The 22,939-nt window shown below is 49.4% G+C and carries 7 protein-coding genes and 5 pseudogenes; 1 reads left to right on the forward strand and 11 read right to left on the reverse strand.

Annotated elements, in window-relative coordinates:
- Positions 1-143: 143 nt before the first annotated feature.
- The 7 genes and pseudogenes from DXA15_RS27965 to DXA15_RS11225 form a co-directional block, all read right to left on the reverse strand.
- Positions 144-3,040: pseudogene (locus DXA15_RS27965) on the reverse strand (glycosyl hydrolase family 38).
- A 6-nt stretch (positions 3,041-3,046) separates the two neighbouring features.
- Positions 3,047-4,192, reverse strand: coding sequence for a sugar MFS transporter (locus tag DXA15_RS11200; protein ID WP_128134070.1), 1,146 nt, complete (start codon positions 4,190-4,192; stop codon positions 3,047-3,049).
- Between the two features lie 16 nt (positions 4,193-4,208).
- Positions 4,209-6,580 (reverse strand): annotated as a pseudogene (locus tag DXA15_RS11205) (GH92 family glycosyl hydrolase).
- Positions 6,581-6,601: 21 nt separating this feature from the next.
- Positions 6,602-7,690, reverse strand: a complete 1,089-nt coding sequence (locus DXA15_RS11210) for an ROK family protein (RefSeq protein WP_128134071.1) — start codon at positions 7,688-7,690, stop codon at positions 6,602-6,604.
- Positions 7,691-7,720: 30 nt separating this feature from the next.
- Positions 7,721-9,471 (reverse strand): annotated as a pseudogene (locus DXA15_RS11215) (class I mannose-6-phosphate isomerase).
- A 15-nt stretch (positions 9,472-9,486) separates the two neighbouring features.
- A complete protein-coding gene (locus DXA15_RS11220; protein WP_128134072.1) occupies positions 9,487-10,785 on the reverse strand; it encodes an amylo-alpha-1,6-glucosidase in 1,299 nt (432 codons plus the stop codon).
- Between the two features lie 322 nt (positions 10,786-11,107).
- Positions 11,108-16,642 (reverse strand): alpha-2-macroglobulin, encoded by a 5,535-nt coding sequence (locus DXA15_RS11225; RefSeq protein ID WP_128134073.1) that lies wholly within the window; start codon positions 16,640-16,642, stop codon positions 11,108-11,110.
- A gap of 286 nt (positions 16,643-16,928) precedes the next feature.
- Between DXA15_RS11225 and pbpC the strand changes: the two genes are divergently transcribed.
- Complete coding sequence (pbpC, locus tag DXA15_RS11230; protein ID WP_199676291.1) at positions 16,929-19,229, forward strand: penicillin-binding protein 1C; 2,301 nt, start codon at positions 16,929-16,931, stop codon at positions 19,227-19,229.
- Between the two features lie 157 nt (positions 19,230-19,386).
- Here pbpC and DXA15_RS27605 read toward each other — a convergent pair whose 3' ends face one another.
- From DXA15_RS27605 to DXA15_RS11245, 4 genes and pseudogenes are all read right to left on the reverse strand, one after another.
- Positions 19,387-19,512: a hypothetical protein gene (locus DXA15_RS27605; RefSeq protein ID WP_255419953.1), complete on the reverse strand. Its 126-nt coding sequence runs from the start codon at positions 19,510-19,512 to the stop codon at positions 19,387-19,389.
- 111 nt (positions 19,513-19,623) lie between these two features.
- Positions 19,624-20,978 (reverse strand): annotated as a pseudogene (nhaA, locus tag DXA15_RS11235) (Na+/H+ antiporter NhaA).
- Positions 20,979-21,037: 59 nt separating this feature from the next.
- Positions 21,038-22,239 (reverse strand): annotated as a pseudogene (locus tag DXA15_RS11240) (sodium:proton antiporter).
- Between the two features lie 102 nt (positions 22,240-22,341).
- On the reverse strand, positions 22,342-22,938 hold the full coding sequence (locus tag DXA15_RS11245) for a YigZ family protein (protein ID WP_046147368.1): 597 nt from the start codon (positions 22,936-22,938) through the stop codon (positions 22,342-22,344).
- Position 22,939 lies beyond the last annotated feature (1 nt).

Genomic DNA, 22,939 nt, shown 5'->3' on the forward strand with positions numbered 1-22,939 from the left:
TACTTTCACGGCAATAAAGTTCAGGTAAGAAATATTTATTTACCAAACGTATCAAGGGGAATAATAAAAAAATGCCACTTATGAAAATCCTTTATTACAGAAGGATAGTTTCATAAGTGGCATTGCTTTATCTTACAGATAGATTACCAGGAAAGTTTTATAAACTTATTCTCCCAGGGGACAAAGTCGGTTGTTGCATTTCCGGCAACCGGGTCTCCCACTACATCACAAACAGTGACTTTCGTAAAGTTGACCTTATCGGAAGTAACGGCAAATTTAGCCGGTTTTCCTGCAATCTCACGCAACTGAAGCATCACGGCGTTTTCTCCTTCAACAGGTTTCATATTCACCAACAACAAATTGTCGGATGAGATATTGAACACGGAAGCAGGAGATACAACTTTGCTTCCCTTCGCTCCCGCCGGCAATACGCGGGTCAGGAACGGGATGCGGTTCTCCCAGGCAAAACGGGTGGCATAACCAATCGAGTTGTCTTTGCTTGAATTGATAAAGTAACTCCATTGCAGTTCACCCATCTGGTCGGCATTGAAATTGGTTACCCAATAGTTGTTCATCGGCCAGGAATACATATTGGTGGACTGGGGAACAGCACCAGCCTTATAGCGTCCGGTGTTGATTGCCCCGAACTGCATCAACGGTATTTCAGGGCTGCCCATCACTACCTGCGATTCGCTGTTACGCGCCGTAGCAAAGTTCTGGACGGTATACCAGTCGTTCGATGAACCGGGAATCTGGTCTACACCCGCTTCGATCGTTCCGCCGGGAACATCCAGGAATATCTTTCCCTGATTCACCTCAAACGGAAACGAGATATAGACAGCTTCGGGATCGGTAATGGCTTTTTTACGCAGACGGTAAACAATATCGATCTTCTTTGTCACATTAAATACACGGAACTCGACCATCAGGTTGTTCGGTTCACGACCGGCAACAGTCTCGCCACGGAAACGATACGTATCCCAGATCGCTCCCTTTTCGTAACGCTCGAAACGAATCCGTTCGGGACGGCGGCGAAGGAATTGCGGTGCGCGATACTGTTCCATCGGATGACGGCTGTCGATGATCTCGTAGATAAATTCGCCCAGCTCCCACTCGGCATTCGGGGTAGTCAGCTCCTTGTTCAGTTCCTTGTCGAACAGTTTACTGATGGTTCCCTTGCGTGAGTTGAAATCGATGGCATACCAGGGATTCTCGACATGAGCATTCTCCAATTTATCTGCCAATTGCACGGCAGGACGAGGCTCGTCTTTTACCTTTATATAATATTGGGCATACCCGAAGGCAGGTACGTCTTTCACGTAAAGCGACCAGTAAGTACCGTCCGAACGGCTTTCCGCCGGTTGCGCAGGAATGATATTCCCGGAGGCATCCACTATTTCGAAGGCTTTCTCGCGAGGTAATATCTGGTGATCGATATACACTTTGCTATACCGCTATACGCCCAGTTCAACGTATTGAAGACAGCCACCGAGGGATATTCAGCTTTCGGAACAAACGACTGTAATAATCCCATCGTCACTTCTCCCAGCAAACCGGAATGACGGTAAGCCTCCCAGGCATACGATTGTTTCAGGGAACGCTGCTCCCAGGTTTCCTTGCAATAGGCATCACGGACGCTTTCGCTGTAACCGAATGTATGTTCATCATAAAACAACAGGGCCTTGTTGATGTCGTATATCTGGTTACCGATCTGAGAAGGAAGTTTGGCTCCCAGCATACCGGCAAAAGACAGACCTGCCTGGTTGGCGATAATGTCCGAATGGGTGATACGGGAAATAGCCGCTTCACGGGCACCGGAAGCAAAACCATCCGTCCACCAGTCGGGCCATGCGCCACGGATGGTCTGTATCTTATCGGCATAGTTCGATTCCACCTCTTTGATGAACTCGCTAGCCACAGCTGTACGTATTTTAGGCCATTCATATTTCTCATTCCATTTCATCAGCATCTCGCAACTCTTTGTCGAAGGAGGTGAATTATCCGTGAAATAACCGGAATGCTGGGCAGCAACGATATCGTACGGATAGTTTTTGGCTTCCATCTCTCCTAGATAATTCAGTACACGTTCCTCGAACTGTTCGAAGTTATCAGTATGGATGCCAAAGAAGTTACCCATATTATAATGTTCGGCACGATAGGCCAATACCTTCTTTCCCGAAGGCGATTGCCACCAAAAAACAGTCGGATAGTCGAAACAGATCAGGGCACGGTGACCGTGTGTTCCCATATTGACATATTTCACACCTGCATCGGCAAAAAATTCAGTGAAGCACCAGCCGATACCGTTCACATCGTTCTGCATAGCGACTTCCGCTTTCATTCCAGCTTCACGGAAGGCCTTCAACGGGTAGAGGGAGGCGGCCAATGTCTGTTCGTCAGGCAATTCATCGAAGTTCAGATACATGGCAGCCAGTTCGATGCGTCCTTCGGCTACCCGCTTTTTCAGACGGGCGATCTGTTCGGCAGGGCGGCATTTCAGGTATTCGCTAACGGCCCAGGCAATTTCGCAGGTCCAGCGGAACTTGGCAAAGTCGGGGTAATTATCGGTAGCGTCGCAATAGTCGAGCGCATAGTCGATGTAGCGGAGATGTTCTGCCAGGATTTCAGTTTGCGAACGGGTGTAGCCAATATCGGTATGCGTATGCTGCACCATATTCATCTGCCAGTGACGGACAGGTTTTACTTCCACTCGGGCAGATTCTTGTTCCTTACCGACAGTTACTGTCAGAGGCAACTGCACGGCAGACTGTACCTGCGGTATCTCAAAAAAGAAGGGATTCGGCCCGTCATTCAATTTCACTTTCCGGGACTGATCGCCCAGGGTAATCGTTGCATTGGCGGAGGCTCCTTCGTGTTTTACCGTAACCCGTACTTTCTGTACCGGTCCTTTCGCTGTTTTATACAAAGCGGGAAAGAGATGCGTCTCGATCCCCGGCGGAGCGGTCGAAGCGCTCCAGACAAAGGATGACATGGTAAACAAAGCCAGCCCTGCCAGGAATAAGGTTTTAAGCGTTTTCATAAGCATCTATTTTTTATCGATTCTAAAAGAGATTATACAAATATAAAGGATGCAAAGCATGAGGATAGACAATCCGGCAACCTGTCCGAAACCATCGGCTACAATTCCCATCAACGGCGTTATCAAGGCACCACCGGATACTCCCATGATCATCAGGGCGGATATTTCATTTGCCCGTTCCGGCTTGTGCTGAAGGGCGTATGAGAAGATGATCGAAAAGACATTCGCACACGCCAACCCTACAATAACGATCATAACAAACATGCTCCACATATCCGGAACCAGCAACAATAAGACAAATGCCGCTATCGCAACAAACATGCTATATTTCAGGAAGCGAGCACCGGAGAGCTTCGCCAGCAGGAAAGCTCCGGCAAACGAACCGATCGTACGGGCGGCAAAATAAAGGCTGGTACCCAGTCCGGCTTCGGAAACGGGCATGCCTGTCCGTTCCATCAGCAACTTGGGGATAGTGGTATTCAAACCGACATCTATACCGACAATAAAAAGGATCCCCAGGAACAGGGATACGATATATTTATCCTTGAACAGGGATAAGGTGGTAGCAAAGGTAGCCCCGGCCTCTTCCAGTTTTTCCTTTCCCGGAATCGTGGAGATCAGCCAGATCGTAGAGATCAGTGTCGTTACTGCGTAAACAAGGAATATCAATTTCCAGTCACCCCAGAAAGAGGCAGCAGCTCCGGCAATGATCGGGCCGAGGAAAGAGGAAATCGACTTGATAAATTGCCCCAGAGTCAGGACACTCGTAATACGGTCCGGACTAACCACATTAGCCACCATCGGATTCAGGGAAACCTGTAAAATAGTATTACCGATCCCCAATAAGGCAAAGGCCAGCAGGATACAGGCAAAGTCATAAAAGAACAGAGGCAGCAACATCGCCAGGGCTGTAACAGCCAACGCGATGACCACCGTGTTACGTCGTCCGACCTTTCCCATCATAACTCCTGTCGGAATAGAAAACAGGGCGAACCAAAGGAAAACCATCATCGGAATCAGGTTTGCCAATGTATCAGACAATGAGAAGTCTACCTTTACATAGTTGGTTGCTATGCCGACAACATCTGCAAAGCCCATCACAAAGAAACCGAAGAGGATGGGGTAAATGGCTTTCGAATTTTGTTTATTCATGGTATGTATTGTTTTTTCAATAATCATTGTATGTATCTACCGGCTGATTCCCCATGTCCAGTTCCAGACGTCCTCCGGCTGCAATTGTTTCAAAAGGAATGCGGGTAGTTGGATAGACTTTACCATTCAGGCGATACTGTTGAACGTAATAGTTTTCTTTGCTGTTGTTCTTTGCTTCGATAACAAATTCTTTTCCTTTATAATATGTATTATTCAGCTGAATCGTTATTTTATCGAATACAGGGCTGCCCAAAGCAAAAGAAGGTTGCGGGTCTGTCAGTCCTTTGACATCGAACAGTCCCAGGGAAGCGATCGCATACCAGGCACCCAACTGTCCCTGGTCTTCATCCTGCCCGTAACCGTAACCATGAATACCATCCGTTCCATAGAACTCGTCCAGAATGGCACGTACCCATTTCTGGGTCAGCGAAGGACGTCCTGCCTCGTTGAACAGCCAAGAGATATGGAGGCAAGGTTGGTTGCCATGATTATACAAAGTTTGCAGACCGGCAAAGGCTCCGACTTCTGTGCCACCGCTGAAGATCAGCTCACGGGAAACAGTAAAGATACTGTCGAGACGCTGATTGAAAACATCGGCTCCGACTTTGCCGACCAGACCTTCCGCATCATGCGGTACATAGAACGTGTACTGCCAGGCATTTCCTTCCTGGAAACCGCGCCATACCTGCATCGGGTTGAAGTTATCCATGAAACTACCATCAGCCTTCTTCGGATGAACAAAATTAGTGGACGGATCATAGATACGTTCCCAGCCTTTCGACAGCCACATCAGTTTATCATAGTCGTCAGTCTTACCCAATTTCTTTGCCCATTGAGCGACTGCCCAGGCACTGTAAGAATATTCTAATGTATGGGAAGCGGAGAACATAAAGGCCTCGTCGGGACCATCCCCCTTATCCAAATGGGGAACGTAACCGTACTCAAGGAATTTATCCGTATCGACCTTACCGGCTCCCAACGGACGGTTTTCGCCATCCAGTTCATTCTTACGGGCAGCTTCATAAGCGAGGTCGACATCATAATTGCGGATACCGCATTGATAAGCACCGGCAAAAACAGCTCCCAACAAATTCGTACCTACACCTGAAACATACCGGCTACAGGCTATACCGTCACCTAGCCAACCGGCATCCTTATATACCAGCAAATGACTGCTGATATAATCGGCATAATATTCGGGAGCGATCAACGCCCAAACCTGTGCCAGATTCCATTGGCCACCCCAGATACCGTCTGTATTATAGAAATTATGAGCTGGCTTGCCATTTTCCAGAGGTATCTGCCCTACACTACCATCGTTGCGGGGATAAGCTCCGTTTACGTCGCTGGCAAGACCACGTCCCAGCAGGGCATGGTAAAGGCCTGTATAGAATTTCACCTTATCTTCTTTGACCGGCGTCTCCACCCGGATGCGTCCGAGGTAGTCTTCCCACTGCCGGTGAGCCGCGTCTTTCGCCTCGTCAAAGGTTAGCGTGCGGGCTTCCGTATCACGGTTCAGACGGGCATTTTCCACAGAGGTATACGACAGGCCGACCTTGGCAGTAATGCTTTCTCCTTCCGTAGTCTTATAGGTAAGATATAATCCCGAACCGACTCCGGAAACCTGTTTTGCATCCGGTTGTACCTTTTCACCGATGAAGGTGCCATATCCGGAAGGCTGTTTATCCAACTGGGCAGAAAAATATAACGGAACTGTTGCGCCCGGCTGGTATTTCTTTACATATTCCGGCAAGGTAATCACCCAGCTTCAACCGTCCCGTCATCGTTCAACGTGACGGAGGCATCCTTCACGGCACCACTTTCGCCCTGCCGGTTACCGATATCGAACAGGATACGGCTTTCTTCGGAAGCAGGGAACGTATAACGCTGAAAGGCCACGCGAGGAGTAGATGTCAATTCTGCCCGGATATGGTAGTCTTGCAGGTTCACAGAATAATAACCGGCAGTAGCAATCTCTTCCGAATGATCGAAGCGGGAACGGTAACCGCTTCCGGTCGAATCATTCACGGCACCGGGGACAGTCTTCAATTCACCCACCGTCGGCATCAGGACGATACCGCCCACCTGGAACTCGTGGAGACAGGGAAAACCTTCAATGGAAGTATCGCGATAGTCATAGCCGGTTGCTTCCCAGCCGGAGTTATTCCCCAAATGAGCGTTTGTCGACGGAGCAGGTTTGGCCATACCGAAAGGAGAGGCTCCCGGAGTGAAATGGAACCAACGGCAATGTGCCGTCCCGATACGTGGCTCCACATATTGAGACAGGTTCTCCGTAACCGCCTTCTCTTCTTTCACCGGCGAGCAGGAAACAACCAGCAAACCTGTCAGAAGGGTGAGAACCGGAGTTATTAAACAGTTTTTATTCATGGCGTATTTATTTTTATATTCTTATAAATGATTCAAGGCATATACGTAAGCACCCAAAGCGACCGAGCGGCTGGCTCCCTGCTTACTTATCATGACACCGATGCGTTTGCAAGGGTCGTAATCCACCTGGCGGTCCGAACCGGGAACAGGTATCTTCACCGCTTCCCCTCGGGCAAACCGGTTGAAGTCCGCTTCGTCATCCAGGTTGAATGCTTTGCTTTGCAGACGGCTGAAACGGCTTCCGTCCATCATACCGGTCTCGCTGTTCATCTCTTCAAGCAAGGCAGGCATGAAATATTTGGCAGCACCGGTCAGTCCTCCGCCAATCACGACCAGACCGTCGATCAAAGTGATGGCCTGCGCTATAGCATCCCCGGCCATTTCCCCCAGTTCGGCAAAGGCGCGGCGGGCGGCATCCTGATTTCCGGGACGGGTACCTTCGGCAATATCGAAAATATCCTTCGGAGTCAAAGCGGAAGTGTCGCCGGAAAGCTCGCGATAGACATGTTGCACGGCTCGGATACTGACGCTTTCCTCTACGATATATTGCTGGTATTTCTTATTGCGGAAACACCAGATATCACCTCCGGCGGCATTGTCTCCCATCAGCAGATCACCATTGATCACGACTCCGGCACCAAAACCGGTACCGAGTGTTACGCCGAGCAGATTTTTATAACGCTTAATGCTTCCCGCCTTTTCCAGACGAAGATTTACCTCCGGCAATGCTCCGGTAAGGGCTTCGCCATAAGCAAAAAGGTCGCCGTCATTATTGATGAAGACAGGGATGCCGAACTTTTCTTCCAGATACGGCCCTAACGCTACGCCTCCGCGGAAAGAAGGAAAGTTCGGCAGGTTACCGATAATACCGGCCGGATAATCGGCTGGTCCGGGAAAAGCAAAACTGATGGCAACCGGGGCTTCCGTCAGTTGTTCGCGAATCCGGGAAAAACCTGTGGCCAATTGCCCCAGGCATTGTTCCAGATTACAGGCACAAGAGGGCAACGTTATAGGAGTCACTATCTCATTTCCCCCACGGATAGCCGAAAAGACCAGGTTGGTCCCTCCGGCATCAAGGGTCATTACTATGCGGTTATCGTTATACATTATATATATGTGTGTTTAATTGATATTCGATTATTATCCTTTCGTCCGTACATAAGCCTTGATCGTTCCGCAGGTTTTTCCTTCTGAAATGCCATACGGGCGGATCGTGTAATCACCGACTACGGCAGGTACGATAAATGTCTCGGCATAATGAACGATAAACGGTTCGAACGCATTTACCGGACTTTCCACGATCAGTTCATCTCCTTCTATCACATTAAAAACGTTGACTCCCCCACCTGTATTGTGCGGCACTGTGCCGGTAAACCAGTGGCGGCGGGTTTCGATAAACTCATTTTCATGCAGACCAGTACGTTCTTCTACCCAGCCTTCGCCTTCGGCACGCGGTTCGAAATGGTTGACCAACTGGTCGCGTACAAACTCCGTCTGCCGTTCCCATTGTATCACATGCGAACCATGGGTGATGTTGATAGGACGCGGTTTGCCGTCCAACCCCAGGCGTCCCCAGTCCCATAACTTAAATGTGAAAAGGCTCGGGGTAGCACTGATCTCCAGTACCATCGCATTAGAACCGGAGCAATGGATAGTTCCGTTCGGGATCAGATAATGATCATGTTTCTTGGCCGGCCATTTGTTTACGTACTTCTCCGTATCGAACGGCTTACCCGATACCTGGGCTTCATTCAATGCGTCGATCATCTCATCCGGGTTCACGCCCGTTTTCAGACCGAGGTAAACGGTTGCATCCTCTCCGGCGTCCAGCAGATAATAACTTTCGTCCTGTGTATAATAGATACCGAACGTATCACGGATATACTGGGTAGTCGGGTGTACCTGCAAACTGAGGTTGCCCCCTCCCATCGTATCCAGGAAGTCGAAACGGATCGGGAAATCCTGTCCGAAGCGCGATTCGACCGGGCCTCCCAACAGGTTACGGGTTTGATAAAATACAAGATTATTAGAGGCCATCTCAAACAGTTCGCCTTCTACTTTCAGGTACAGGCTGTTCTCTTCGGGCACGCAGTCGAAACACCAACCGAAGTTTGCCTGTTCCTTATCGAGGTCGCAGACTTCCTTCATCACTGGCCTCCCCAGGGGGCCGGGTCGAAGAAAGGAACCACGCGAAACGGTTTACGGGCTGTCTTTTCCAGTCCGGCACGTAGGGTTTCGCCGGTTATCATTTTAGGCATACCGGGGATATGAGTGTCCAGCCAGTAATCTGCTTTCGGTAACAGATGTTTTTTCAGGGCGTCACAGACATTCCAGTCAATGAAATATCCACGTTTGTAATGGAGCGAAGGCGCTTCCTCCCGGTTTCTTACTCCCAGGCCGTCGATCTTTCCCTGGCGGAAACGTTGTTGTATTTCCCAACGTGCCATATCGACATAGACCAGTACATCAGCTTCGGGGACAACCTCTGCCGCAGCATGCCCGTAGACGATTACCAGTCCGGTCGCAGCTTTTATCTTTTCCCGGCATTCTTTTACTTTGTCCGCATCCAGGAAGTCTGCATAGTAAAACGGGGCACGGCGTCCAAAAAGGCGATCGTCTGTCAGATAAGGACGCGTCATCTTCTCAATATCTTCTACGCCTTTAAAACATTGATCCGAATGAATCATCAAAGAAGGATGCAATGTTGCCAGATGTTCAGCCAGTTCCTCCGGGTATACACCATGATAACATTCAATGACAACGACCTTTCGCGCCAACTCTTCCGGGACGTTGCATACGTCCTTCAGCTTATCCAGAACAGACTCCCAACCTTTCCAAAGAGCCCCATCGACAGTTGTCGAAGGGCTTTTATCGTAATTACTTTTTCTCATTTATATGATATTTTATTATTTATTCTCTTCCGACCATTGATTGAACATCTCGATAGCTTTCGCCAGTACCCCGGCCGATCCTTTGAAATGACCGGAACCGCTGGGTACGCCACCTTTGCCGTACCATTCATAAAATCCCTGATTCTTTATGACGCGGTCGATCATCGGACGCACTTCTTCGTAGGCTTCCTTCACCATGCCGTTGGCAATAAGCTGCTGGATCATACGGCCGCCGAACCAGGTCCAGTCTCCCCCATTCTGATAGATATAGGGTTTGGACATTCCGCCACGGAAGAATCCTTCCGGATAAGTAGGATACAACGTAAGACCGATACTCGGCATACCGGACAGGCGGACATTCTCCAACATCTGCGCATTGACAACGGCTATTTCTTCGGGAGACAACAGACCGGCTTCTATCGCGATGGCGGTTCCTCCGTGATAATGCACGTCCAGTTCGTTAAAGCCTTCCGGTATCGGAGATTTCTCCAGGTAGATATGGGGAATAAACTTCTGACGCTGTTCATCCCAAAGATGTTTGCGGGTATTCGCTGCTATATGCTGGCGAAGTTCTTTCCAGCGGGTCTTATCCACATTGTCCGCAGTCATCTCCTGCATAAAGTCGAGGGCGATGATAAACATGGCATTGTCGTAGACATCGATCGCGGGGTCCGACAATTCATTCATATCGCAGCCGAAATCGTCGTTGGGTTGCACGTCGCCCCAGTCTGCCGTCATGGCTCCGTAGAGAAGGCCATATTGTTCGCTATAACGTTCCTTCATCAGATAGTCGATCATTCCGACCATACGGTCGTAGACGGTGCGGCCGGCTACCACTTCGTTCAGGATAGAGGTGTCGCCAGTCTTACGGATATACTTTCCTACGATATGGATCAGGGAAGATTCCTGGTCGGTTTCGACCGTATTCTTGAAAGCGACATGGTCGGGAGCAGCATCGGAATAATAAGGATGATCGTCACCCCAGTTGAAGTCTGTTTTCAGGACATATCCGTCTATCATCTCGTCGTTTGGCTGTTGCAGGGCAAAAAACAGCAGGATCGCATTGCGCAGATCGGACGGGTTGCTTTCTTCGCAGGCCACTTCAATAAAGGTATTCATATCGCGCGCCCATATCTGGGAGTAACCGCTTCCGGCATTAAAACCGCTACGGATTACGGCACGGGCCATACTGTCGACGGTATGAAAACTTTGGTCGGCCAGGATATCCCCGGCTAACTGTTGAGTCGCTGTAGGTGCTGTACAGGATAGAAGTCCGCTACAAAACAAAGCAAAGAGTAAGTGTTTTTTCTTCATGAATCAGTTGTATTTATCCACGGCAAAGATAAAAAGGTTACTTCTGAATAAAACAAGCATTTGTTTCGATGTAGTTGGATTATCTTACGATTTGGAAGTCCGGGAATGCTGGTCAAACGGTGAAAGTGACCTTCCTAGACCTAGGGAATGAACTTTAAACGGTGAAAAGTCATTTCTTAGACCTAAGAAGTCTACTTTAAACGTTTGAAACACGTCTTTAGGCCTAAAAGATGAACTTTCACCATTTAAAAGCCACTTTTTAGGCCTAAGAAGTCCACTTTAAACAGTTAACCGGGATTTCTTAGACCTAAAAGACTCTTTTTCATTCTACAACCACTTCTTTCCCTTCGGTATTCGCCCGTACCAGATTATCGTACATGGCTTCGCAATAAACCGGAGGCAGATAGAAGCGTCCCGGATAAACGGCACAGAGGTTGATCTTTACCGTCACCTGGCGGCCGGAAGGCAGATAGTCGATATAGCTATACACCTTGTCGTCGCGGATATCCTGGTAATTTATGCCTGTGGCCGTCTTGTCCGTCGCCCCGTCGTTCAGGAAGCGGGTGTTCAGGATTTCCCAACCGGCAGGGAATATTTCCGTCAATACCAGGTTGTTTATGCCGCGGGCGGTAGGATTCTTGACCGTCACCACGGCTACGAAATTCGTTCCCTGCTGCATGTCGGCTATATTCACAGCCCGGCCGTTCTGGTCGGTGTAGCTGACGGCCAGCGACAGACCGTTCGCATAGGCTTCTTCCTTGCCTTGTTCCGGGATACCTTCGGTAATGATGCGGGCGAACAAGGTCGATGTTCCGGTGTTCTTTAGTTCTACGGAGGCGGATGCCCCTGCCTTTTCCAGCAAGGTTTCTGTCCATACGTTCTTGACGGAGCTGACTTTGTCATTCTTTCCGGCGCAGGAATAGGTGAAATCCATCGATCCGCCCACCTTGTACTTTGCCATGTATTCGGAGAGGGATACCAGAGCAAAGGCCGTGGATTGCGTACTCAGCCAATCGTCCGACGAAAGTTCTTTCGAGATGTCACGGGTGAGCAGGGCAGCTTCCTTACCGTCTCCCAGCAGGGTGAGCGTCATCAGGCGGATGGCCTGGTCGCGCAAGTCGCTGCCGAATGTAAGGTCGTAGTCCGAATAATCTGTTTTCAGCTCCGTAGTCTTTTCGATCAGGTTCTTTGCCACGTCGCTACGGCCGATCAAGGCATAGGCGGAGGCAAGCAGCCAGCGGCTCATCGGTTGCAACGATTTATTTTCTTTCAGACGGTTCATGGCGCCTACTTCCGGCGTCTGTCCCAAAGCGAGGACATAGAGGCGATAAGCTTGCGTCATCTCTTCCGAACGGGAATAATAGGAGTTGACGGGCTTCCAGTCGCGTGCCACACGACGGAGGTTATTCAGGACATTCCGCTTCATGCCGTCGGGCACCAGATATCCTTTCGTCTCGGCAGAAAGCAGGAAGTGGGTGGCATAGACCGTTCCCCAGGCATTGCTGCTGGTTCCGCCGGGCCAGTAAGAGAACGCACCGTCTACCGTCTGGTAAGAACGCAAGCGGCGGATGACTTCCTTTACAGCGTTTCCGGTCGTAGTCTGCTGCGCCTTCGACAAAGCGGCAAATTCACCGACATACAATTGCGGGAAACCTTTGGAGGTGATCTGTTCGACGCATCCGTGCGGATAACCGATCAGGTATGACAGGCGGGAAGACAGATTCAAAGGCGGCACGTCGGATACTTCGAGGGTTAACGAATTGGTACCTTTCATTCCCGGCATCTGAACCGTTTCTTTCCAGGACTTGCCGGCTTCCAGGGTGACAGGCAATACCTTCACCTGCGGACGGGAGACTGAACGTATCTCGATATCCGTCGTGTAAACCGACTTATCGCCTTTGCCCGATGCAGTGATCGTTACGCGTCCGGCTCCCGGCTGGTCTTTCACCTTGATACGGAACGAGGCTTGCTTGTCACTCTTCTCCGTAAAGTTCAATTGCTGGGTGGCCGGCCCCACGACTTCCATATTATCGGAACAACTGATCGAGACATTGACATTTCCGACACCGTTCTCGGTGGCAAATACGGTGGCCGGGACAACCATCTCTTCGCCGACACCGATCACACGGGGCAACGTTCCGAGCAACATCACAGGCTTGCGCACGAAAACGCTCTTGTCGGCATTTCCGTAGGCTTCACCGTTGCCGGCTACGACCATGACCTTCACCCGACCGTTATAGTTCGGCATCCGGTAGGAATGACGCTGCTTCTCCCCTTTCTTCAGCAGGAACGGGCCGTCGAACATGACAACCGGCTTGAAGCGGTTCACAATGGCTTTCGGTCCCTTGTTAAGGGCATCGTCGCCACCGATGCTGAACAATTGTTCGATACGTCCGCCGTAAGCGCCGACTACGAAGTTATACATATCCCAGGTGCTTACGCCCAGGGCTTCGCGGGCATTGAACGCCTTCCAGGGTTCAGGGGTGCGGAAACGGGTAAGGTCGAGCAGGCCTTCGTCCACAATGGCTAAGGTATAGGCCATTTCGCGGCCGTCCTTTTCGGAAACGGTTACCTCATAGTTGGCTTCCGGCTTGATCTCGTCCGGTATGCTGATCTGGGGATATAAATGACTTTCCGGAGAGGTCACCGTGAACGGGACAACGCCGTACATACGGATCGGCAAATCGTTTTTCGTGATTCCGTGAGGCTGCAACAACGTTACATAAACGTAGGCATTCGGCTGCATCTCTTTGGTCACGTCCAGTTTGATTACGGTCTGTTGGTCGTCACAGGTATGTTCGGTGACGGACAGTACCTTCGTGCCGTTTTCTATGCTGACAACGGCACGGCTTCCTTTGGCTGATGGGATGGTGATAACCAGTTTCTCACCCGGCTGGTAATTATCCTTATCCGTCTTGAAGGTCAGCATGCTGGCCGATTCGCTACCGTCGGCATTCCTCCGCCCCTCGTTATAAGGCCAGTCAAAATAACTCATGACACCGGTCGAATGCTTGCTTTCCTTATCCTTCACGGAAATAAAGTAAGTGCCCCACTCTTCATTGCTGAACGATAAGCTAAAGGTCCCGCGCCCGTTCTCCCCGGTGCGGACTGTCATATTTTTGACAGGTTTGTTATAGGAGTCGGAGACATAGTTTGCCAGGCTACTGTTGTCGGAACTCCACCACCAGTACCAATACACTTTATAGACCTGTACCTCCAGTTCCGTATTAGCCTGCGGGTTGCCCAGGTAATCGGCCGAAGCGACTTCGTAGGTGTAATTGCTTCCCGTATTGAGTTGTTCGCGTGTCTGCTGCGGCGACTTGATACCGGCATAGCGCTTATAAGGCGAATACAACATCCGGTTGGCATCGATACTGAAATCGCCCGATTCTTCATACACACGGGTAACGAAGTTAGCCATCAACATACCCGGAGCCGTCGAACCGATCTCAAACTTCGCCTGCACAAGGGCGTCTCCCTTCTCGTCGGTCGTTCCAGAAATCAGTTTGCTCTCTTCACTGTTAAACACTTTCGAAGGATCATCGAAATAGAAATCCTTAAATCCGCTGAAAGTGGTCGGTGTAGAGATAAAGGTTCCCTGAATATCGTATTTAAGGTTCCTTGCCGTTGCTCCCTGCAACCATTCCGTGTGCAGACGTGCGTTCAGCGGTTCGCCGCGCAATAATGTCTTTTCGGGCATGGACAGGTCGATCTTCAGACGGTTCGGCTTGATGGATTCCACACGCAGGCGTTTGGTGAAGCTGACGCCTCCCACGTTTACAGTTACATTCCAAGCGCCTGTCGGTGCATCCGGTTCCGTCGGCATGGCAAACGAATACAGACCCAGTTCTCCCCGGGTCTGTGTCTTACGCAGATATAATTGTCCCAACGGGTTATACAGTTCCATTACCACCGGATGGTTGGCGGGAAGTTTTTTGGCACGGTCGTTCAGCATAAAACTCAGGAACAAGGTATCGCCCGGACGCCAGACGCCCCGGTCACCATAGATAAATCCTTTAATGCCTTTCTGTACGACCTCTCCGGAGACATCGAAAGAGCTTAACGACAATGCCGATCCTCCATCCACACGCAGGTAAGAGCGTTCATTTCCCAAAGAGGCGATCAGATAGAAAGGCTTGCCCGAAGTTATCTTCAGACGGGTCTGTCCCTGACTATCCGTAATACCCGATGCCAGCTGCTGGTTCTGGTAATTGTAAGCTGCGACATTGACACCATTCTCCGGATGGGTCGTAATCAGGTTATGCACCAGGACCGTCATTTCATTATCCTCACCTGCCATTGCTATCAGGCCGAGGTTAGTAGCCAGCACGTTCTTGCCTTCTACCTTATTATAATAGTAACTGTTCGAACAGGGGTCATTCCGTTCGCTGTAATTATAATCACTCCAGTCGAAATCACCATTATAATAATAGTATCCTCCATTATCGAAACGCGAACTTTCCTCTTTGAATTTGATTTCATCTTCAGCAAGCAATTGCTCGCGGGAGACTTTCACGGAATCGTCACAGGGATAAGCCGACAGATCTTTATTGAAAGAAAGTTCGACACGATAAATGGCGCCGGGTTCAGGCTCCATCATTTGTTTCATATCGATAGCATAGGTGTTCCATTGGGAAAGATCGCTACCGTCTTCATCCAAGAAGATCGTCTTACGCGCGACCAGGCGTCCCACACGCATCAGGTCCGAAGTCCCGTCCAGATTATTCACTTGGAGGAACTGACCGATATTCTGTTCCAGTATCTTTATCACACGTACCACAACGCCACGAAGATAAACGGCCTGGAAAGGTACGAGCAATTGAGTGGATTGCGGTATAATAACTCCCTGCCCGACAAACCTGACATCCGGCAGAAGGCTGCTGATCTCAACCTGGCGAGTAATATCTTCTTTCAGAGTAAGGCCGTTCTTACTACGTATCTGATGGTTCAGATGTACATTCATAACTCCCGTACGTTGAGCATCGGGATATAAACGCAGACGGTTCCCCTCCACATTCACCGTTTCGGAAGTATTCCCGGCGATAAAAGCCAATCCCTGCATATCCTGCGAAGAATCCAGCTCTTTGGAGAACGTCACTTCCACATACCGTTCCGGTTCCGTCACATAAGTCACGTCATAAACCTCAAAATCGTTCATATCCGGGATACTTACGGATAGCAGCTTATCTTCGGCAACGCCCAGTTTATTCGGGGCAACGGAAAGGGTAAGCGTACGGCTTCCGTCGGTTCCGGCCTGTACATTCTGCAAAGTAACCTGATGTTTTTTACCGTCGGGACTGTGTTGCCATACGGCATCTGTCTTTTCTGAGAAGCGGACCAACGATTCAACTGTTTCCGGCGTCTCCTTATCGGGGGTCAGCAAAGTACACAGAACATTATAACCATTCTCGTTCTTCTTGTTGATCTCCATCGATTCCAGATTGGCACGCAACGCCATAGGGAAAGTAGAAAAGCCGAAGGTAAACTGCTTGTCCTTGCCTGTCACATCAAACCATTCGGAAAGGTCGGCCGTCAGCTTGTAGGAGGTATTCCGGTCAAACTCTTTTGCAGGTTTGAAGACGATAGTCCGGTTATTCTCAAAAGAGAACTCTCCGGCTATATCCGGTTTGATGCGGACCAGCTTCGACAATCGGTCGCTCTGTAATTTATCCTGTGGTATATCCTGATTGAATATCAGATACACCGGTGTATACCTGGATATTTTACCCGAGGTAAACGCTTCCACATGCGGGTTAAAAGGCAACTCTCCCGTCTCGCCTTCACTGCTCTTCGAAGTACAACTGCCCAACAGGCACAGCAAATAGCATAAACACATCAAATAAAGACACCTTGCCATATTTCTTCCAATTAACGGTTACTACTTATTCAAGATCAAACAGATAATTCACGAATATAGGGATTTGGTATATTCTATAATCCTACAAATATAAAGAATTAATTCCACGACAAAGCATATTCAACTCTATCTTTCAGTTTTTATCTTTATCTTTGGTAACTAAAACGAGCACATTCCGAACTGTTCAAACAAGATGTATTATACGAGACTCATAACCTCCTTCAAATCGAACCGTAAAAAGATTCTTATCTTCTTTTTGCTGTTTATCCTGTTTCTTTGGGGAGGGATGTACCTGCTGGTTCCCCGTACCCTGTTCCCCGTATCTTACTCGACATTACTTTACTCTTCGGAGGGTAATCTGCTGGGGGCGAGGATTGCACCGGACGGGCAATGGCGGTTTCCGGCGACCGATTCTCTGCCGGATAAATTCATTACCTGCCTGACAACTTATGAAGACCGTTATTTCTTTTATCATCCGGGGATAGACGCGGCGGCCATTCTGCGTGCCGCCTATCTGAATGTCCGGTACCACCGCGTCGTCAGCGGAGGAAGTACACTGACCATGCAGCTGGCACGCCTCGCCCGGGGAAACCGGGATCGTACCGTGTACGAAAAAAGTATCGAGATGTGTTGGGCGCTCTTCCTGGAAACGACCCATAGTAAAAAGGAAATACTCAACCTGTATGCTTCCCATGCCCCCTTCGGAGGGAACGTTGTCGGCATCGAGACAGCGGCCTGGCGTTATTTCGGACGCAGCGCCTCCGATCTATCATGGGCGGAAAGCGCCACACTGGCCGTACTTCCCAACTCTCCCGCCCTTATCCATCCGGGCAGGAACCGGAAACAATTGAAAACAAAACGCGACAAACTCCTGCACACGCTGAAAGAAAGAAATATCATCGACAATACCGAATACGAATTATCCTGCATGGAACCCCTGCCGGAAGCCCCGGTACCCTTACCCAACGAAGCTCCTCATCTGCTGGAACGGCTGGCCGCCGGCACACCCGGAATACGTATCACCTCATCGGTACAGTATTCTTTGCAAAAACAAACCCAGGAACTCGTCAACCGTTATGCCCGGGAATACAGCAGTTCCAACCATATCCATAACCTGGCTGCCCTTATCGCCGATGTGGAAACCGGAGAAATCCTGGCATATGCCGGGAATGCCACTTTCCAGGCCGATGAAAAACGGGGAAACCAGGTCGATATCATCACTTCCCCACGTAGCACGGGGAGCATCCTGAAACCTTTCCTTTATGCCGGAATGCTGCACGACGGACAGATACTCCCTTCCACCCTTGTATCGGATGTACCTCTGAACATCAACGGTTTTATGCCGCAGAACTATAACAAGACATTCAACGGTGCCGTCCCTGCCCACCGGGCAATCGAACGTTCGCTGAACGTACCTCTGGTCCGCATGTTGTCGCAATATAATACCGGTCGTTTCATGACCTTACTGAAGACATTAGGCATGACCTCCCTCCGTTTCTCGGAAGAACATTACGGAGCGTCCCTGATTCTGGGAGGTGCAGAAGGTACTTTATGGGATATATCCGGAATGTATGCCTCCCTGTCCCGGGTTCTCACCCATTACCGCCCCTACAACGGACGATATAATCCGCAGGATATTCATCCGTTGACACCATTCCCCAACAAAGAAAAAGAACCCATACAATCAATCACAGACCTACGACTTACCGATAAGTCATTATTATCAGCCGCCTCCATCTGGTTTACTTACGAAGCCATGTCCGCCCTCAACCGCCCGGAAGAAGAAGCCGACTGGCAACAATTCGAATCAATGAAGCAGATCGCCTGGAAGACCGGGACCAGTTACGGAGGACGCGATGCCTGGGCTATCGGGACAACTCCCCGCTATGTCGTCGGCGTATGGGTGGGAAATGCGTCCGGCGAAGGTCGCCCGGGCCTGACAGGAGTAGGAAATGCAGCCCCTGTCCTCTTCGACCTCTTCTCACTGTTACCCAGCAGCAGTTGGTTCGATATGCCTTACGATGAACTGGAGCAGGCGGTGATCTGTCGCAACAGCGGACACAAAGCCTCCCGGATCTGTGACCAGACGGACACATTATATATCCCCCGTTCCGGCATCAACACCCCGGTATGTCCTTACCACAAACTCGTCCATCTATCGGCAGACGGACGTTTCCGTGTAAACAGTTCCTGCGAATCTGTCGACCGGATGATCACCCGTCCCTGGTTCGTGCTCCCGCCTTCACAGGAATATTATTACCGTAACTACCATATCGACTACATTCCCCTCCCTCCCATCAAACCGGGATGCGAACAAGCACAAAGCCGGCAGATCGAACTGATCTACCCGGAACACAACGCCATCTTATACTTACCGAAAGGATTCTCCGGCAAACAGGAGAAGTTTATCTTCAAAGCCGCCCATGCCCGTCCCGACGCCACCATCTACTGGCATCTCGACGACACGTACCTTGGAGAAACAACAGACAACCACCAGATCGCCTGCACAGTGGAGTCCGGAAAACACATGCTCACTCTGATCGATAACTGGGGTAATCAGCGTAAGATACTTTTCGAGGTGAAATAGTTATTCTTTTTCTATGTCGAAAGGTTCAAAATAAATGATATAATAAATCTGTACTTTTAAGCAATACCCGCTTACGTGTCGGCATCGATTCCAGCGACATGCTGGCAAAAGGGTCTCTGCTGGCTCCCGGAAAACTGCACCAGCGACTTCAGGCTACTCATATAGGCATGTGCCGTGCCGTCCCGAACCGTCCTTCCTGTTCCACTTGGTTAATAATATTCAGTGCATAAAGCACGAACCCATTATGTGCAACCCCTTTCTTAATCAAACTCATTTCATCCATACTGTTTCTTATTTTAATTAATATTGGCAGGAATATAACAGAAAATGAACTACCTTTGTCTGAACGATTAACATGTTTCGCTATGAGTAGTTATAAGCATACCCTATGTTATCACTCATTAGCCGCCTTCGGCAGCACCTTTTTCAGCAATAAGTATCCGCAAAGTCCAGAAACAAACGATCCCGTAAATACGCCAAGTTTAGCCTGGTTCAGCAAATCCATGCCTACAGCATCCGTACTGTTAAACGACAGGTTGGCAATGAACAGTGCAACTGTGAAACCAATACCTCCTAACATAGACACCCCAAACAGATTCCAACGTGTCATTCCCGCCGGCATAGAGGCGAGGCTTGTACGGGCAAAGAAATAGGTAAAAGAGAAAATCCCCAATGTCTTTCCGACAAACAATCCCAGGAAGACTGCCAACGGCACATTGACCAGAGACGCAGGCTGTATATCGCCGAACGTGACACCGGCATTCACAAAGGCAAACAGCGGAAGGATCAGGTAATTTACCATCGGATGCAGTTTGTCGGCAATGCTTTGCAACGGACTGATCGTTCTATCCGCCAGCGAATGGATATTGTTCAATACCTGTATCTGCGTCGGAGTCAGTACGGCGGCCTTTTTAGACTGGCGCACCTCCGTATAGTCCAGCATATTCAGATAGCCGGTCATATCACAGGTGAAATCGTTCAGATTGATCTTCGGACGGGCGGGAACAGTGAAGGCAACCAATACCCCTGCAATGGTAGGATGGATACCCGATTCCAGGAACAAAATCCAGACAAAGAAACCGACAATATAATAGAACAGGTTATTATTGACCCGCATCTTTCCACCGGCATACAATAACGCCAACAGGGCCAGGGAAATCAGCAACGGCTGATAGGCAATATGCCCGCTATAAAACAAAGCGATAATAATTATACCGCCGATATCATCGACAACAGCCAACGCCGTCAGGAAAATCCGCATACTCAGGGAACCCGCCTCCCCAACAATCCCAGGACGGCAAGGGCAAAAGCGATATCGGTAGCCATCGGGATAGCAGCCCCGCGTGCTTCCGGCCCCGTATTACACACCAGAAGAAAGAAAAGGACCGGCGCGATCATACCACCACAGGCGGCAATTACCGGAAGGATCGCCTTACGGACCGAACTGAGTTCACCGATCAAAACCTCCTGCTTGATCTCCAACCCTATCACAAAGAAGAATACAGCCATCAGGGCATCATTCACAAAAGCCAACATCGGCATCGGCTCTCCGTGATGCGAGAACAAATTGAATTTACCGATCTGAAGATCTATGGGATAAGATAATATATGATGATAAGCATACGCCCAAGGGGAATTGGCCAGTATCATAGCCAGTATGGTGGCCATAAACAATAGAAAACTGGCGCTCGACTTCTGTGTAGCGAAACGGCGCAATGGTTTCAGGATAACATTAATAGTACGATCCATTGTGTTTAAAATATTTGCGGAGACAGCTTGCTGACCTGTCTCCGTAATTCCTAACTGTGTTATTGTCTTTGCTTCTCTGCCATTTCAAGCAGATAGGCGCTACGGGTCAACTTTTCTACCCAGACCACAAAGATACCAGTTAAAATTAAATTAAACACAATAGTAAGGACAGAAATCATCAGGGCCGGTCCACCTAAATTGTATCCGAGAGCGATGAAAATAATACCTGCTCCTACCTCACCACGCGTAAACATACCGATCGACAATGCCAGACGCTCACGCTTGCGCCGGTCGCGATAGAAGAACAGCGGGAAAAGTTTTCCTATATTAGAAAGGAAAGAGACAATAAGAACGTGCAACAGGATCATCGGCCACGACATCATCGGCTGTGCTCCGGTAATGGTTGCCGCCTCAGCCGATTGTTGGCAAAATCAATGCCAAAGAATACCGGCATACTCACTCCCACAAGGAACATGAACAGGAAAGATATGGCTGTAGCCACATTGTGCTCAACCTTCGTGTCGATATGCTTATGCTTCATGATCATACCCAGGACGAAAGCAGGCAGCAGCACTTCAATATGAATACTGGCGTCTTCACCATAGAAATGTTTGGACACCAAATAAACTCCCTGCGTAATAGCTAGCGTTACAATTGCATAGAGCAGGATCGCTTTCCAGTCCTGACGCATATTATAAGTGCCCATCTTCTTCCATCCGAGCATAAGCAGCACCATCACGATCAGGATGATAACGCCCAACTGCCAACGCAGTCCCACCATCATGATCTGAAGCGGTATCATCAGCAGGATCGTATCGAGGTCGTCGAAAATAGCCAGAACCTGCACCTTTTTATATACCCATGAAGCCTTCAGTCCGGCAGCTGCAAGCATTGTAAAGAGAATACCGGCAGAGGTAGGCGCTGCAAAACGGCTCAGCAACAGGTTTTCCTTCCAGGCTTCACCACTCGACCAATAGATCTCGGGAAGCAGGACGAACATATAATACAACGCCACAAAGATCCAGGGAAAGGCTGCGGTTGCCATCGCAATAAAGTAATCCTCCGTATAAGATTTCCAACGAGTTTTGTCCATTTCAAACTCCCGGCCCACGTTGATCATAATAAAGGCCAGGCACACATACAACAACGTGTTGGAGATCGTCTTCACCATCGAATAGTTCTCTCCCACCATAGCGGGAAGAAACTGCGAGACAACCAAACCAATCACTAAGAAAAAAGAAAATAACAGAATCTTCTTCATTATATTACCACTATTTGCTTATTTAGATTTCAGAGTACAAAAATAAGGAAATCCTCTCAAATCGAAAATAGCAGGTAACTCATGTTTCAGATTATTAATAAATTACTTCAGATAGGCCGACTCCACTTTCAATAAGCGGTTCTTCAGCTTCTCCGCCTCCCCTTTTCGGATACGTAGTGTCATCTCACAGTCCATTTCGAATTTCTGAGATACAATAAGGGGGTTATCTTCTTTCACTATGCGCATGATCCCGTTCAGGTAGGGATATTCGAAAGCGACTGTGATATCTTCATCCACCGTACGTTCCTCTATTTCGGCGGCAGCGATCGCTTCGGCAGCGGCCGTACGATAGGCAACGATCAGCCCGCTGGTACCCAACTCAATACCTCCGAAATAACGAACTACAAGGATCAGGATATCCGTCAGTTCATTGGAATTAATCTGTCCGAGGATCGGTTTCCCGGCAGTGGAAGACGGTTCGCCGTCATCGTTTGCACGAAACGTCAGGCGGTCCGGTCCCAGCATATAGGCCCAGCAGACATGGCGTGCATCATAATATTGTTTACGGTACCGGTCCAGTTGCTCCTTCACCTCTTCGACCGTACGCACGGGGATGGCATACGAGATAAAGCGGCTGCGCTTCTCCGTGTAATAGCCCTCGGCTACTTGTTTTATGGTTCTGTAACTGTCGTCCGCCATC

Origin of the sequence: Parabacteroides sp. AM58-2XD (genome assembly GCF_003463685.1) — a bacterium.
In the GTDB taxonomy this organism is placed as follows: domain Bacteria; phylum Bacteroidota; class Bacteroidia; order Bacteroidales; family Tannerellaceae; genus Parabacteroides; species Parabacteroides segnis.

Bases quoted from the DNA above. Each gene is read 5' to 3' on its own strand.
- DXA15_RS11200 (WP_128134070.1), bottom strand. From the start codon at position 4,192: ATGAATAAACAAAATTCGAAAGCCATTTACCCCATCCTCTTCGGTTTC.
- DXA15_RS11220 (WP_128134072.1), bottom strand. From the start codon at position 10,785: ATGAAGAAAAAACACTTACTCTTTGCTTTGTTTTGTAGCGGACTTCTA.
- DXA15_RS11225 (WP_128134073.1), bottom strand. From the start codon at position 16,642: ATGGCAAGGTGTCTTTATTTGATGTGTTTATGCTATTTGCTGTGCCTG.
- pbpC (WP_199676291.1), top strand. From the start codon at position 16,929: ATGTACCTGCTGGTTCCCCGTACCCTGTTCCCCGTATCTTACTCGACA.
- DXA15_RS27605 (WP_255419953.1), bottom strand. From the start codon at position 19,512: ATGGATGAAATGAGTTTGATTAAGAAAGGGGTTGCACATAATGGGTTC.
- DXA15_RS11245 (WP_046147368.1), bottom strand. From the start codon at position 22,938: ATGGCGGACGACAGTTACAGAACCATAAAACAAGTAGCCGAGGGCTAT.